This is a genomic window from Pseudomonas sp. TE3895, from assembly GCF_056278855.1.
The window spans coordinates 5,961,455-5,975,476 of sequence record NZ_JBWBQE010000001.1 but is presented as its reverse complement, the minus strand read 5'-3'; the positions used below and the strand labels follow the sequence as shown (position 1 = coordinate 5,975,476).

14 protein-coding genes are annotated in these 14,022 nt (G+C 62.3%); 6 read left to right on the top strand and 8 right to left on the bottom strand.

Annotation, left to right across the window (positions count from 1 at the left end; translation table 11 throughout):
* The gene (gene ttgA / locus ACZ889_RS27030) at positions 1-1,155 is read right to left on the bottom strand and encodes a toluene efflux RND transporter periplasmic adaptor subunit TtgA (RefSeq protein WP_014592249.1); all 1,155 of its coding nucleotides are present in this window, start codon (positions 1,153-1,155) and stop codon (positions 1-3) included.
* Positions 1,156-1,412: 257 nt separating this feature from the next.
* Here ttgA and ttgR point away from each other — a divergent pair, with 257 nt between their 5' ends.
* On the top strand, positions 1,413-2,045 hold the full coding sequence (gene ttgR / locus ACZ889_RS27025) for an efflux transport transcriptional regulator TtgR (protein ID WP_012053630.1): 633 nt from the start codon (positions 1,413-1,415) through the stop codon (positions 2,043-2,045).
* A 111-nt stretch (positions 2,046-2,156) separates the two neighbouring features.
* Here the strand turns inward: ttgR and ACZ889_RS27020 are convergent, their stop codons facing one another.
* Positions 2,157-3,608, bottom strand: a complete 1,452-nt coding sequence (locus ACZ889_RS27020; RefSeq protein WP_476257981.1) for an MDR family MFS transporter — start codon at positions 3,606-3,608, stop codon at positions 2,157-2,159.
* 381 nt (positions 3,609-3,989) lie between these two features.
* Between ACZ889_RS27020 and ACZ889_RS27015 the strand changes: the two genes are divergently transcribed.
* Positions 3,990-4,859: an isocitrate lyase/PEP mutase family protein gene (locus ACZ889_RS27015; RefSeq protein WP_003251963.1), complete on the top strand. Its 870-nt coding sequence runs from the start codon at positions 3,990-3,992 to the stop codon at positions 4,857-4,859.
* Positions 4,860-5,091: 232 nt separating this feature from the next.
* Here the strand turns inward: ACZ889_RS27015 and ACZ889_RS27010 are convergent, their stop codons facing one another.
* Positions 5,092-6,000 (bottom strand): LysR family transcriptional regulator, encoded by a 909-nt coding sequence (locus tag ACZ889_RS27010; protein ID WP_047604432.1) that lies wholly within the window; start codon positions 5,998-6,000, stop codon positions 5,092-5,094.
* Positions 6,001-6,183: 183 nt separating this feature from the next.
* Between ACZ889_RS27010 and ACZ889_RS27005 the strand changes: the two genes are divergently transcribed.
* On the top strand, positions 6,184-6,798 hold the full coding sequence (locus tag ACZ889_RS27005) for an NAD(P)-dependent oxidoreductase (protein WP_003251968.1): 615 nt from the start codon (positions 6,184-6,186) through the stop codon (positions 6,796-6,798).
* A gap of 19 nt (positions 6,799-6,817) precedes the next feature.
* Here ACZ889_RS27005 and ACZ889_RS27000 read toward each other — a convergent pair whose 3' ends face one another.
* Positions 6,818-7,693 carry a LysR substrate-binding domain-containing protein gene (locus ACZ889_RS27000; RefSeq protein ID WP_012053627.1) on the bottom strand — a complete coding sequence of 292 codons (876 nt, stop codon included), beginning with the start codon at positions 7,691-7,693 and terminating at the stop codon, positions 6,818-6,820.
* A gap of 114 nt (positions 7,694-7,807) precedes the next feature.
* On the opposite strand from ACZ889_RS27000, the gene ACZ889_RS26995 reads away from it, so the two are divergent.
* The gene (locus tag ACZ889_RS26995; protein WP_173881098.1) at positions 7,808-9,445 is read left to right on the top strand and encodes a 5-guanidino-2-oxopentanoate decarboxylase; all 1,638 of its coding nucleotides are present in this window, start codon (positions 7,808-7,810) and stop codon (positions 9,443-9,445) included.
* 136 nt (positions 9,446-9,581) lie between these two features.
* Here the strand turns inward: ACZ889_RS26995 and ACZ889_RS26990 are convergent, their stop codons facing one another.
* Positions 9,582-10,502 carry an AraC family transcriptional regulator gene (locus tag ACZ889_RS26990; RefSeq protein ID WP_003251974.1) on the bottom strand — a complete coding sequence of 307 codons (921 nt, stop codon included), beginning with the start codon at positions 10,500-10,502 and terminating at the stop codon, positions 9,582-9,584.
* Positions 10,503-10,704: 202 nt separating this feature from the next.
* On the opposite strand from ACZ889_RS26990, the gene ACZ889_RS26985 reads away from it, so the two are divergent.
* Positions 10,705-10,998, top strand: a complete 294-nt coding sequence (locus ACZ889_RS26985; protein ID WP_003251976.1) for a putative quinol monooxygenase — start codon at positions 10,705-10,707, stop codon at positions 10,996-10,998.
* A 16-nt stretch (positions 10,999-11,014) separates the two neighbouring features.
* Positions 11,015-11,281, top strand: coding sequence for a hypothetical protein (locus ACZ889_RS26980; RefSeq protein ID WP_180689314.1), 267 nt, complete (start codon positions 11,015-11,017; stop codon positions 11,279-11,281).
* On the opposite strand, the gene ACZ889_RS26975 is transcribed toward ACZ889_RS26980, so the two are convergent.
* The 3 genes from ACZ889_RS26975 to ACZ889_RS26965 all read right to left on the bottom strand — a co-directional run bounded on the left by ACZ889_RS26975 (position 11,282) and on the right by ACZ889_RS26965 (position 13,992).
* Positions 11,282-11,887 carry a flavin reductase family protein gene (locus ACZ889_RS26975; RefSeq protein ID WP_004575149.1) on the bottom strand — a complete coding sequence of 202 codons (606 nt, stop codon included), beginning with the start codon at positions 11,885-11,887 and terminating at the stop codon, positions 11,282-11,284.
* A 119-nt stretch (positions 11,888-12,006) separates the two neighbouring features.
* Positions 12,007-12,372 carry a heme utilization protein gene (locus tag ACZ889_RS26970; protein ID WP_180689315.1) on the bottom strand — a complete coding sequence of 122 codons (366 nt, stop codon included), beginning with the start codon at positions 12,370-12,372 and terminating at the stop codon, positions 12,007-12,009.
* A gap of 300 nt (positions 12,373-12,672) precedes the next feature.
* Positions 12,673-13,992, bottom strand: coding sequence for an MFS transporter (locus ACZ889_RS26965; protein WP_003251986.1), 1,320 nt, complete (start codon positions 13,990-13,992; stop codon positions 12,673-12,675).
* Positions 13,993-14,022: the final 30 nt, after the last annotated feature.

Genomic DNA, 14,022 nt, shown 5'->3' with positions numbered 1-14,022 from the left:
TTACTCCGCTTTGGCGTCTGCTTTCGCCGCGTTGGCCTGATCAGGGCCGGCCGGCTTCTTGACGTTGGTGGCATCGCTGACCTTCACCTCGACGCCTGGGCGCACGTACTGCAGCCCTTCGGTGATCAGGCGGTCACCCGGGTTGAGGCCTTCCTCGATCAGCCAGTCGCTACCCAAGGTGCGGCTGGCCTTGAGCTGGCGCAGTTCAACCTTGTTCTCCTGGTTGACCACCAGGGCGGTGGGTGCGCCCTTGAGGTCGCGGGTCACGCCTTGTTGCGGTGCCAGGATGGCGTTGGCGTTGACCCCGGCCTTGAGCCGCGCATGCACGAACATGCCTGGCAGCAGGGTGTGATCGGGGTTGGGGAACAGCGCGCGCAGGGTCACCGAGCCGGTGGTCTCGTCAACCGCGACTTCGGAGAATTCCAGGCGGCCTTCCTGCTTGAACAGGCTGCCGTCTTCCAGCACCAGCTGAACCGAGGCGGCGTTGTTGCCAGCCTTCTGCAACTGGCCGCTTTCTAGGTCACGGCGCAGCTTGAGCAGCTCGGCGGTGGACTGGGTAACGTCGACATAAATAGGATCGAGCTGCTGGATGGTGGCCATGGCGTCGGTCTGACCGTTGCTCACCAGTGCACCTTCGGTGAACGAAGAGCGACCGATACGGCCGCTGATCGGCGCCAGAACCTTGGTGTAGCGCAGGTCGATCTGTGCGCTCTTGAGCGAAGCCTCAGCCTGCAATCGTTTGGCATTGGCGTCGTCGTATTCCTGTTTGGAGACGGCCTGTTCGTCAATCAGTTGCTTGTAGCGTTCGGCCAGTGAGCGTGTAGCCAGCAGGTTGGCCTTGGCATTGGCCAGGGTGGCTTCGTACACGGCAGGGTCGATCTGATACAACTGCTGGCCTTCCTTGACCTCACTGCCTTCCTTGAACAGGCGCTTGAGGATGATGCCGTTGACCTGCGGGCGCACTTCGGCGACGCGGTAGGCACTGGTTCGCCCCGGCAATTCCGAGGTGAGGGTGAAGGCTTGCGGCTGGATGGTCACGACGCCGACCTGAGGAGCCTGCGCCGCTGGCGCTGCTTCTTCTTTCTTACAGCCACTGAGCAGGGTTGCCAGGGCGACGGCGGAAACCAGAGCGGTAACGGCTGGCTTGAATTGCATGAGGATCCTCGGGTCGCTGGAGCAGGGAGACGCTCAAGAGTAATGGAAGAGATCTTGATCTGGAAAAAATGCTATCCGGTGGATAAATAGCTTGCTAAGGAATATACTTACATTCATGGTTGTTTGTAAATACTGCTGGGTGGTACTCAGGTACTGCCTCAGCGCTTGATTAGCTCATCCGAGAGGCCCCGGCAGAGGTGCCCCCGGAGCGTTCCCCGCACGCGCTGCGCGTTCGGGCCAGATGAGGTTGTACTGCCATGGTCCGTCGAACCAAAGAAGAAGCCCAGGAAACCCGTGCCCAGATCATCGAGGCGGCGGAAAGGGCCTTCTACAAGCGCGGGGTCGCGCGAACCACCCTGGCCGACATCGCCGAACTGGCGGGTGTGACGCGGGGGGCGATCTACTGGCACTTCAACAACAAGGCCGAGCTGGTGCAGGCGTTGCTCGACAGCCTGCGCGAGACCCATGACCATTTGGCGCGCGCGAGCGAAAGCGAGGATGAACTCGACCCGCTTGGCTGCATGCGCAAGCTGCTGTTGCAAGTGTTCAACGAGCTGGTGCTCGATGCCCGAACCCGTCGTATCAATGAAATCCTGCATCACAAGTGCGAGTTCACCGATGACATGTGTGAAATTCGCCAGCAGCGCCAGAGTGCGGTGCTGGATTGCCACAAGGGCATCACCCTGGCGCTGGCCAATGCCGTACGCCGGGGCCAGTTGCCTGGCGAGCTGGATGTCGAGCGCGCGGCGGTGGCCATGTTTGCCTATGTCGATGGCCTGATCGGGCGCTGGCTATTGCTGCCTGACAGTGTCGATCTGTTGGGTGATGTCGAAAAATGGGTCGACACCGGGCTGGATATGCTGCGCTTGAGCCCGGCTCTGCGCAAATGACACTTTGTTAAGGATTGTGAGGGAGTGTTTCCCCTTTGTGTTAAGGGGAGATTAAGGTCGCCGCCGCCTTGCAGCTGTTCGCACCACAAGGCGGCAGCGCGTGTGCAACCTTCAGCGGCCGCGCAATTGCCGGTCAGGCAAAGCAAATGCCGCGAACAGTCCCAGCACCGCGACGACCGCACTCCCCATCAGCAACTGCCGGAACGTCTCCAGCAACCGCCCCTGAGTCACCAGGTCTACCTCTGCGGCCTTCAAGCTCCCCAGCAACGGATTACCCGACAGTTCGAAACCACCCTGATGCAGCAGTGCCAGCAACAAGCTGGACATGCACGCTACGCCCATGGCTCCGCCCAGCGAGCGGAACAGGTTGGTGGTGCTGGTGGCCACGCCGATGTCCCTGCTGGCCACCGCGCTTTGTGTGCCCACCAGTGAGGTGGGGAATTGCAGCCCGCAGGCTATACCGGTCAGCAGCATGAACAGCGCACTGAGCAACGCTGATTGCGGCGGAGTCAGTGCCATCGCGAAAATGGCCACTGGCATCAGCAGTGCACCGGCCAGGATCTGTGGCTTGTAGCGCCCGGTCCGGCTGGTCATCCGGCCTCCTGTGAAGGCGCCCATGGGCAGCCCCATGGCCAGCGGCAGCAGATGCAGGGCGGCGCTGTCGGCACCGGCGCCGGTAATGCCCTGGTAACGCAAGGGCATGAGCATGGTCAGGGAAATGGACTGGAAGCTGGCGAAGAAGATCACCGCCCAGCACAGCACTGCCACACGGTTGCCAAACAGGCTGAGCGGCAGCAGCGGCTCTGGGCAGCGGCGTTCGTGTGCGATGAAAAGCGCCAGGCCCAGTAGGGCGCAGCCGAACAGCGCCAGCACGGCCGGGTCGGCCCAGGCGTGGCCCTGGCCCACCAAGGTGATGCCCAGCAGCAGGCTGCCAAGGCCGAGAATCAACAGCATGGCGCCAAGGTAGTCCACCTGTGCCTCGCGACGCTGCACCGGCATGTCAGCGAGCGCACGGCGAATGGCCCACAAGGCGACCAGCCCCAGCGGCAGGTTGATCCAGAACACCCAGCGCCACGACAGGTACTCGGTCAACCAGCCGCCCAGCACTGGCCCGGCCACGCTGGCCGCAGCGTACATGCTGCTGAAGTAGCCCTGGTAGCGGCCGCGTTCGCGTGGGGGCACGAAGTCGCCAATGATTGCCTGGCTCACCGAGACCATCCCGCCTGCGCCGATACCCTGCAGTACCCGGGCCAGCACCAGTTGCGGCATGTCCTGGGCCATGGCGCAGGCAATGGAGGCCAGGGTGAACAGGCTGATGCCGGTGAGGATCATCCGGCGCCGGCCGTAAAGGTCGCCCAGTTTGCCGTAGATCGGCACGGCCACGGTCATGGCCACCATATAACCGGAGATGACCCAGGCCAGCAGGCCGACATCGCTGAACTGCGCCGAGATGGCGGGCAGCGAGACGGCGACGATGGTCTGATCCAGTGCGCCGAGGAAGATGGCCAGCATCAGGGCGGTGAGCACGTTGCGCAGGGCGGTGGGGGGCAGGGCGGCGGTCACGGGAATACCTTGTTTGTCTATGGCGGCCCCTTCGCGGGCAAGCCTGCTCTCACAGAAGCCCTCGGATTGTAACCTGAGTTAGGTAGCTTCCTATGTACTATCTGCATCCCCTATGCAAGATCGGCATTGGCGCATTCATCCAGTGCTGCATGGCTGCGTGATATCGTTGGTATGCCACAGAGGCTGAAATCCGGGGCTTGCACCAGGTTGGTGCAGCATATTGACTCAGGTTTTTCAGTCCGCTGTCTCCCACACCTTTTATTCCTCTGCCTGCATGTCGAGCATGACCGCCCAGATGGCGACGGTTGGAACAGGTCAGGTAGACCCGATTACAGGGGTCGGTAGTTACCGTTCAAATTTCAACTTTTTTGCGGAGTGATCATGCCCAAGGCTTCCCACCAAGATCTGCGTTTTGCCTTCCGCGAGCTGCTCGCTTCGGGTTCGTGTTTCCACACTGCCTCGGTGTTCGACCCGATGTCGGCACGCATTGCCGCAGACCTGGGCTTCGAAGTCGGTATCCTCGGCGGTTCGGTCGCTTCGTTGCAGGTACTGGCTGCTCCAGACTTCGCTCTGATCACCCTCAGCGAGTTCGTCGAGCAGGCCACCCGCATTGGTCGGGTCGCGCAACTGCCGGTACTGGCCGACGCCGACCACGGCTATGGCAACGCACTGAACGTGATGCGCACGGTGATCGAACTGGAGCGCGCCGGTGTGGCCGCACTGACCATCGAGGACACCCTGCTGCCTGCCCAGTTCGGGCGCAAGTCCACTGACCTGATCCCGGTCGAGGAGGGCGTTGGCAAGATCCGCGCGGCGCTGGAGGCACGAGTCGATTCGTCCCTGTCGATCATTGCCCGTACCAACGCGGGCGTACTCAGTACCGAAGAAATCATCGTGCGTACCCAGAGCTACCAGAAGGCGGGCGCTGATGGCATCTGCATGGTCGGGGTCAAAGACTTCGAGCAGCTCGAGCAGATTGCCGAGCACCTGACCGTGCCGCTGATGCTGGTCACCTATGGCAACCCGAACCTGCGCGATGACGAGCGCCTGGCGCGTCTGGGCGTGCGCATCGTGGTCGATGGCCATGCGGCTTACTTTGCCGCGATCAAGGCCACTTACGACTGCCTGCGGCTGCAGCGTGGTCGGCAGAACAAGTCGGAAAACCTCAGTGCCACCGAACTCTCGCACACCTACACCCAGCCTGAAGACTACATTCGCTGGGCCAAGGAATACATGAGCGTCGAAGAGTGATCAGCAGGGCGCCGTCCATTCAACGGACGGCGCTCAAGGTGGCACTGTGAGGCACGCAATGTGCCTGCTCGCAGCTATTGGCGACGCTGGGCTGGCTGCGTAGCAGTTCGGCGCGCCAGCAGGCTGATCCATACAGCCCTGCGACTGCGGTAAGGGCCATGACAAGGGCGACTCTTCTGGATTTGATGCCCATGGTGCTCACCTCCCGTGACAGCGATAGGGGTGTACGCCACTAGTATAGATCCCGATCCCACGCCGGTTCGTCCTTGAAATGCTGCACCAGGAAATCCAGCATGCTGCGCAAGGTCGCCGGCATGTGTTTGCGCGACGTATACACCGCATTCAGGTTCAGTTCACGCGGTTTGGCCTCGGGCAGCAGACGCACCAGTTCACCCCGGCGTATGGCGTCTGCGGCCTGGTAGGTTGGCAGCATGGTGATACCGGCGCCAGCCAGCGCAGCCCTTTGCAGGGTCATCACCTCGTTGGCACTGATGTTTCCGGATACGGGCACGGCGACCTGCTGGCCGGCTACCGCGAAATGCCACAAGCTGTGTCCGAAGTAGGCATGGGTCAGGCAGTTGTGCAGGCTCAGTTCCTCAACCCGTTGCGGCGTGCCTCGCTCATTCAGGTAGGCCGGTGCCGCGCACACGACCGAGCGGCACACGCTCAGGCGCCGGGCGATGAGGCTGGGGTCCACGTCATTGCTGGTGCGAATGGCCAGGTCGATGCGCTCGTCCACCAGGTTGACGGTGCGGTCGAGCATCTGCAGTTCTACCTTCACGTCAGGAAAGCGCCGCACATAGGCGGCCACTGCATCCACCAGCTGTGCCTGGCCGAATGAGGTACTGACGCTGATACGCAGTGCCCCCCTTGGTGCGTCTTCCGGCTGCTGCACGGCGGCCTGCAGGTCGCCGGCCAGTTCCAGCAGTTGCCGGCAGCGAGGCAGGGTTTCCTGGCCGGCTGCCGTGAGGCTGAGCTTGCGCGTGGTTCGCTGCATCAGCCGCGTGCCAACCCAGTCTTCCAACTCTGCCAGGTAGCGCGACACGACCGGCCGCGATAATTGCAGATAATCCGCCGCCGCCGACTGGCTGCCCAGGTCGATGACTGTGACGAATACACGCATGGCGTTGAGGCGATCCATGATTTGCCCGATTTCAGAAACAAACTATGTCTGAGCATCGCATTTTTTGTGACGAATCGGGTAACTAAGCTGTGCGCATTGTTTGCCGGAAGGCGTTACCCGAAGCCAGCAGACGAGAGCCCTGGCGCTGGCGGCGAAGGTCGCCAAGGGTAGTCATTTCGTTCAACTGATGGAGAGTATTTCATGAGCAAGATCGCAATCATCGGTGCCACTGGCCGCGCTGGCAGCCAGTTACTGGAAGAGGCCCTGCGCCGTGGTCACCGTGTACTGGCCATAGCCCGCGACCCTTCCACGCTTGAAGGGCGTGAGGGTGTGACCGTCAAGTCGCTGGATGCCACGGACAGCGCGGCCCTGCAGGCAGCGGTCGCAGGTATGGACGCTGTGTTGAGTGCCGCGCATTTCTCGACAATGGAGCCGCACGCCATCATCGAGCCGGTGAAGCGCGCCGGGGTCAAGCGCCTGCTGGTGGTGGGTGGCGCCGGTAGCTTGTTGCTGCCGTCAGGGCACCGGGTGATCGACAGCCCGGATTTCCCGGAGGCGTATAAAGCCGAGGCCAGTGCCGGCGTGCGTTTTCTGGAGGCGCTGCGGCGCGAGCCGAACCTGGACTGGACCTTCCTTTCGCCTTCGGCTGAGTTCGTTGAGGGTGAGCGCAGAGGTCACTATACGCTGGGCAAGGATCATCTGTTGATCGGTGCGGACGGCAAGAGCTGGATCACGTTTGCCGACTATGCGATTGCCATGCTGGATGAGCTGGAGAAGCCGCAGCACTCGCGGCAACGGTTCACAGTCGGCTATTGAGTCGCCTGCGAAAGGGCCGTCACAGGCTGGCCTGGCCCTCCAGCCAGTCCAGCAATTCCAGCAGCCCCGGCGGTAAGCTCCTGGCCTGGCTCACCAGGTAATACCCCTTGCCTGTCAGCACCTTCAGCGCAAACGGCATGCACAACCGCCCACCGCGCAGGTCATCGCCAATCAGCGACCAATCGCCGATCGCCACCCCTGTCCCCTGCGAGGCCATGGCCATCGCCATGTCCAGTGTCTCGAAATGTTGTTTAGGCCCATGCGTGGCGAGCGTCACTCCAGCCGCCTGCAACCACAACCGCCAGTCGTGTTCATCCCGCGAGGGATGCAGCAGCATGTGCCTGGCCAGGTCTTCCACCTGCTGCAACGGCACTGGCCCTTCACGCAGTGACGGTGCGCACACCGGGGTCAGCTGCTCATCAAACAGCTTGCGCACCTGCAGCCCGTGGTTCGGCGCATCGCCGTAGACCACTGCGGCATCGAAGCCCTCGCGACGGAAATCCACCCCGTGCTGCACGGTCGTGGTCAGCTCAACCGGCACATCCGGGCGCAGTGCCTGCCACTCCATCAGGCGCGGCAGCAGCCAACGCATCACGCAGGTGGGTGCCTTGAGCTGCAGGGTAGTGCTGTGCTCACCCACCTCGCGCACCCCTTGTTCGATCAGGGCGAACACCTGCTGCACCCGCGGCAGCCAGTCCAGGCCTTCACGGGTCAGGCTCAACCCACGCGCCTCGCGCTTGAACAGGGCATAACCGAGGTGTTCTTCGAGTGCTGCAATCTGGCGGCTGACAGCGCCCTGGGTGATGTGCAACTGCTGCCCGGCGCGGGTGAAGTTGCAGTGCTGGGCGGTGACCAGAAACGTGTGCAGGGCAGGCAGGGGCGGGAGGCGTTTCATTGCAGTAAGCCATGATCACAGGACATGGCTAGTATGTGTTTTTTTACATTGTGGCGATAGCCGTGGCTTGGGTCCAATAAGGGCATACCCCAACACGATTCATGGTGACCCCTGATGGCAACCTGCGGCGAAGTACTGGTCAAACTCCTTGAAGGCTATGGCGTCGATCATGTCTTCGGCATCCCCGGTGTACATACCGTGGAGCTCTATCGTGGCCTGGCGGGCTCTTCCATTCGCCACATCACCCCGCGTCATGAGCAAGGTGCCGGGTTCATGGCTGACGGCTATGCGCGCACCCGCGGTAAACCCGGGGTGTGCTTCATTATCACCGGCCCGGGCATGACCAATATCACCACTGCCATGGGCCAGGCCTATGCCGACTCGATCCCGATGCTGGTGATTTCCAGCGTGCAGTCCCGTGACCAGCTGGGCGGTGGCCGTGGCAAGCTGCACGAACTGCCCAACCAAGCCGCGCTGGTATCGGGTGTGGCGGCGTTTTCCCACACCTTGATGAGTGCAGCCGACTTGCCGCAGGTGCTGGCCAGGGCATTTGCCGTGTTCGACAGTGCCCGGCCACGCCCGGTGCATATCGAAATCCCGCTGGATGTGCTGGTTGAACCGGCCGACTTCCTGCTGCCGGGCCGCCCTGTACGGGGCAGTCGGGCAGGGGCTGCACCGCAGGCAGTGGCGCAGATGGCTGAGCGACTGGCCAGTGCACGTCGGCCGCTGATTCTGGCCGGTGGCGGGGCGTTGGCTGCGGGCGCTGCGTTGGCACGCCTGGCCGAACACCTTCAGGCCCCGGTGGCGCTGACCATCAATGCCAAAGGCTTGCTGCCAGCCAGCCACCCATTGCAGATCGGCTCGACCCAGTCGTTACCCGCCACACGGGCGCTGGTGGCCGAGGCTGACGTGGTGCTGGCGATCGGCACCGAACTGGCCGAAACCGATTATGACGTGACCTTCAAGGGAGGCTTCGAGATCCCGGGCAGTCTGCTGCGCATTGACATCGACCCGGACCAGACCGTGCGCAATTATCTGCCGGAGCTGGCGCTGGTAGCCGATGCCGAGCTGGCAGCCGAAGCGCTGCTCGGTGCCTTGCAAGCCCAGCCGCAGCCAGTGCACGAAAGCACTTGGGGCGTGGCCCGCGTGGCCGACCTGCGCAAGGTCCTGGCGGCAGACTGGGACCAGCCCACCCTGAGCCAGACGCGTTTGCTGAGCGCCATACTGGAGCGCCTGCCTAGAGCCATTCTGGTGGGCGACTCGACCCAACCTGTGTACACCGGCAACCTGACACTCGACATGGAGCAGCCACGCCGCTGGTTCAACGCCTCGACCGGTTACGGCACCTTGGGTTACGCGTTGCCAGCAGCCATGGGCGCCTGGTTGGGCAGTGCCGAGCAGGCCGTCGAACGCGCTCCGGCGGTGTGCCTGATTGGTGATGGTGGTTTGCAGTTCACCCTGCCGGAACTGGCCAGTGCAGTGGAGGCACAGGTACCGCTGATCGTGCTGCTGTGGAATAACCAGGGGTACGAGGAAATCAAGAAATACATGGTCAATCGGGCGATCGAGCCGGTCGGGGTGGATATCCATACCCCGGATTTCATCGGCGTGGCGCGGGCGTTGGGCGCGGCAGCAGAGAACGTGGCCGATATCGCCCAATTGCAGGCCGCGCTCGGGCAAGCGGTGGAGCGCAAGGGGCCGACCTTGATTCAGGTGGACCAGAATCAGTGGCAGGCCGCGGTGTTGGGTTGAAGCATTGCGATTGCCTGTAGCGGCCGCTTCGCGGGTTCACCCGCTCCTGCAGGTGCCACGCAATTTTCGCATGTGTGCAAAAACCTGTAGGAGCGGGTTTACCCGCGAAAGCGCCGGTGCAGGCGAGTGTTGAGCTTCAGACCGCAGTAGCCCGCAACCGAGCCACATCGCGAATTGGCGGCGCGCCGTAAAGCCGGCTGTATTCACGGCTGAATTGCGACGGGCTTTCATAACCCACCCGATAAGCCGCCACCGCCGCCTCCAGCCCGTCGTTCAACATCAGCCGCCGCGCCTCTTGCAGGCGCAGTTGCTTCTGGTACTGAAGCGGGCTCATCGAGGTCACGGCCTTGAAGCGGTGGTGCAAGGTCGAGGTGCTGAGGTTGACCTCACGCGCCAGGTCCTCGATACGCAGCGGCTGTTGGAAGTTGTTGTTGAGCCAAGTGATGGCCTGGCAAACCCGGTGGGTCTGGCTGTTGGCCAAGGCAATTTCATACAGCCGGTAACCCTGCGGCCCACGCAGCAGGCGGTAGAGAATCTCGCGGCGGAACAGCGGCGCCAGCATTGCGATGTCGCGGGGGGTGTCCAGCAGCCGCAGCAACCGCAGCAGGGCATCGAGTAACGCGGCATCAGTCCTTTCCACATACAAACCCCGGCCGGAAGGTCGATTGGGTACCAGCATCGGTCCGCTCTCGGCGATCAGCTGGCTGATCTCGGCCGGGTCCAGGTCCATGCGCAGGCCCAGGCTTGGGTTCTCGGGGCTGGCATCCAGCCTCACGGCACTCAGTGGCAAGGTTACCGAAACGACCATGTAATGCAGTGGGTCGTAGGCGTATTGCTCGTCACCCAGGAACAGGCTTTTGCTGCCTTGGGCAAGGATGCACAGGGCAGGCTGCGCCAGGGTGGGTACAGAACGCACATTTTCGGTGTAACGCACCAGGTACAGGTCATCGATGGCCGATGCTGGGCCATAGGGCTCGCCCGCGTGGCGGTTGATCAGCTCGGCCAGCTCCAGGCGCTGCAGTTCCAGGGTCGGTTCGGTGGACGTGGCGGTGGTCATGATGGCTTTCCTCTGCTGACCGACGCAGCATAGGTTTGGGCAAAGACGGGCGCTAGTCGAAAGCTGCATGTCGATTGCCTGATCCTGCCGCGCTGCAGGATCAGGCAATCGACATGCAGTAATGGCCTAACGCGCCGCGCGGGTGAGCGCCTAACCTTGGCAGCCTGGCTTTTCCGTCCGCCTGCTTCAAGGAGATTGTGCAATGACCCTTAAACAACCGGTCACCCACCTTGCTTTCATCCGTGCCAGCAGCGGGCGCTCGGCAGAGCTGGGCGCGCGCCTGCGTGACCTGCTCGAGCCCTCGCTGCGTGCACCGGGATGCCTGAGTTTCACCGTGCAGCGTTCTCAGGCTGATGCTGACCTGTGGTTGCTCAGCGGAAGCTGGCAGGACCAGCAGGCGATGAGTGGCTACTTTGCTTCACCGACACTGGAGGTGTTCGGTGAGCTGGTGCAGGCTCAGGTGGTCAGCAGCCTGGACTTGCATACCTTCGATTGAGCGTGGATGAGGTAAAGTGACGCCCTTGTTCAATCACGCGGACAACAACATGGCACGTAGGGAATTCACTCATTTCGAAGCGGTATCGGCGATGGTGCCGGTGGAAGGTGGCGGCTACTACGCGGCCATCGCAGTCAAAGCCTTGGGCATGGGCGGTGCGCCGCGTTTTCACAAGGTTCTCGACGGGCAGGTGTTCAAGGGCGCTGTGGCCGCCGACGAAGCGGCCACCGCCGAGCTGCAACGCCTGCAGGGCGTCAGCGAAGAGGGTGAGCTGGTCTGGTGATCAGGCCGGCGGCCGGGCCATCTTGAACAGGTTGCCCAGCTCGAAGTAATCCGCCGGGCCACCCCCACGCAGGATCGGCTCGGCGGCAGCGGTATCGTAGATGCCGTTGTTCAACAGGTGCTCGGCAATGTGCACCGCCACCACTTCCCCAAGGATCAGCCAGCTGGGCACCTCTTGCTGGTCGGCGCGCTTGAGCTGGACGATCTGGCTGACCTTGCACTCGAAGGCTACCGGCGTTTCACCCACGCGCGGCACCTTGACGATGCTAGACGGTGCGGCAGTGAGGCCGCTCAATTCGAATTCGTTCACTTCGGCAGCAACCGGTGCGCAGCTCAGGTTCATTTGCTCGGCCAGTGGGCGGGTGGCCAGGTTCCAGACGAACTCACCGGTCTGCTCGATGTTGTTCAGGCTGTCTTTGCGCCCGACGCTGCAGAAACCGATGATCGGTGGGATGTAGTTGAACGCATTGAAGAAGCTGTAAGGCGCCAGATTCAGGCGGCCTTCGCGGTCCTGAGAGGAGATCCAGCCGATAGGGCGGGGACCGACGATGGCATTGAACGGGTCGTGCGGCAGGCCGTGGCCTTTGGCGGGTTCGTAGTAATACATCTGTGCTGGGCTTGTTGGCCCTACCTCCTGGTGGACAAGGTGCCTAGTGTGCCAAGCCTGAGCTCGCGTGCAAATGATCAAGCCCGGCCGAAGCCGGGCTGGGTGCTCGCAATCAGGTATCAGCTGATGCGGTGCGCGTTGGTGCGGTCGAAGCCGTCTTCAGCGAAGCGTTGGCCACCGGTGCGGTCGAAGCCGTCTTCAGCGAAGCGTTGGCCACCGGTGCGGTCGAAGCCGTCTTCAGCGAAGCGTTGGCCGCCGGTGCGGTCGAAGCCGTCTTCGGCGAAGCGTTGGCCACCGGTGCGGTCGAAGCCGTCTTCGGCGAAGCGCTGGCCGCCGGTGCGGTCGAAGCCGTCTTCAGCGTAGCTGGGCGACTGGGTTTGAACTGCGGCAAAGGTGTGAGCGTCGGTCCGGTCGAAGCCATCTTCGGCGAAGGCGCCAGCTGCGAAAACCGAGAGGGCCAGGGTAAGGATCAGTTTGTTTTTCATGGTCGTTGCTCCAGGGGTTTGTGAGTTGTTTGTTTCTATGGGTTTAATCCTACGCCGAATAATTTGATTAAAAAGCGCAAAAAATAGCGCTTAATAATCTATATGTTCGATGTATTTGGGCGCGTATGTCGTGCTTCAGGCCGCGAGGCTGGCTTGGGAGCGTTCGCGCGGGCGCCAACGTTCTGCCAGCCATTGCAGCTTGATAAGGTGGAATTAATAGGGCGTTAAGAAGGAAAAGTCTGAATAGAAAAGGGGCGCTCCATGCAATGGAGCGCCCCTTTTAGTACTGCCAGGCCAGCGTTACTCAGTGGTAATCCGCGAGTGCTGCTTGGTGTCTTTCATGGTCGCGTAAACCAGCAGCGAGCAGGCGATACAGGCGGTGACGTACCAGTAGAAGCCGCTCTCCATACCAGCGCTCTTGAACCACAGGGCCACGTATTCGGCGGTGCCACCGAAGATCGACACCGTCAGGGCATACGGCAGGCCCACGCCGAGGGCGCGAATCTCGGTAGGGAACAGCTCGGCTTTGACCACGGCGTTGATCGAGGTATAGCCGCTTACGATGATCAGTGCGGCCATGATCAGGAAGAACGCACCCCACCAGGTCTGGATGGTGTGCAGGGTGCTGAGGATGGGGACGGTGAACAGGGTACCGAGCACACCGAAGGCGATCAGGATCGGACGGCGGCCGATCTTGTCGGACAGACCACCGATCACCGGCTGCAGGCACATGAACAGGAACAGCGTGGCGGCCGAGATGGTGGTCGAGTCACTGATGCTCATGCCCACGGTGTTGACCAGGTATTTCTGCATGTAGGTGGTGTAGGTGTAGAAGGCCAGGGTGCCGCCCATGGTCAGGCCAACGACGGTCATCAGCTCCTTGGGGTGACGCAGCAGGGTGCGCATCAGGCTTTCCTTGGCCTTTTCCTTCTTGGTGAACGAGGCGGTTTCTTCCATGCCGCGACGCAGGTACAGGGCCACCACGGCGCACAGCGCACCGATCACGAACGGCACGCGCCAGCCCCAGGCGTACAACTGCTCGGTGGTCAGGGTCTGTTGCAGGACGATCAGGACCGCCAGGGCGATGAGCTGGCCAGAGATCAGGGTCACGTACTGGAAGCTGGAGAAGAAACCACGGCGCTCCTTGCTGGCCATCTCGCTGAGGTAGGTGGCCGAGGTGCCGTATTCACCACCCACCGACAGGCCCTGCAGCAGGCGCGCGATGACCAGCAGGACAGGTGCGGCGACGCCGATGGTTTCATAACCTGGGGTCAGGGCGATGACCAGCGAGCCTGCGCACATGAGCAGTACCGACGCCATCAGCGCGGCCTTGCGGCCCTTGCGGTCGGCGTACAGGCCCATCAGCCAGCCACCGATCGGGCGCATGAGGAAGCCCACGGCGAAGATCGCAGCGGTATTGAGCAGTTGTGCGGTGGAGTCGCCGGCGGGGAAGAAGGCCTTGGCGAAGTACAGCGAGAATGCGGCGTAGACGTACCAGTCGTACCATTCGACCATGTTGCCGATGGACCCGCTGAAAATCGACTTCAGGCGGCTGGCGGTGGTTTTTTCTGCGGCAGGCGCGGTGGCCGCCCCGGCGGGCAGGGAGGTGGCGTTATCCATCAGGGATACCTTCTCGTTGTTTTTGTGGAG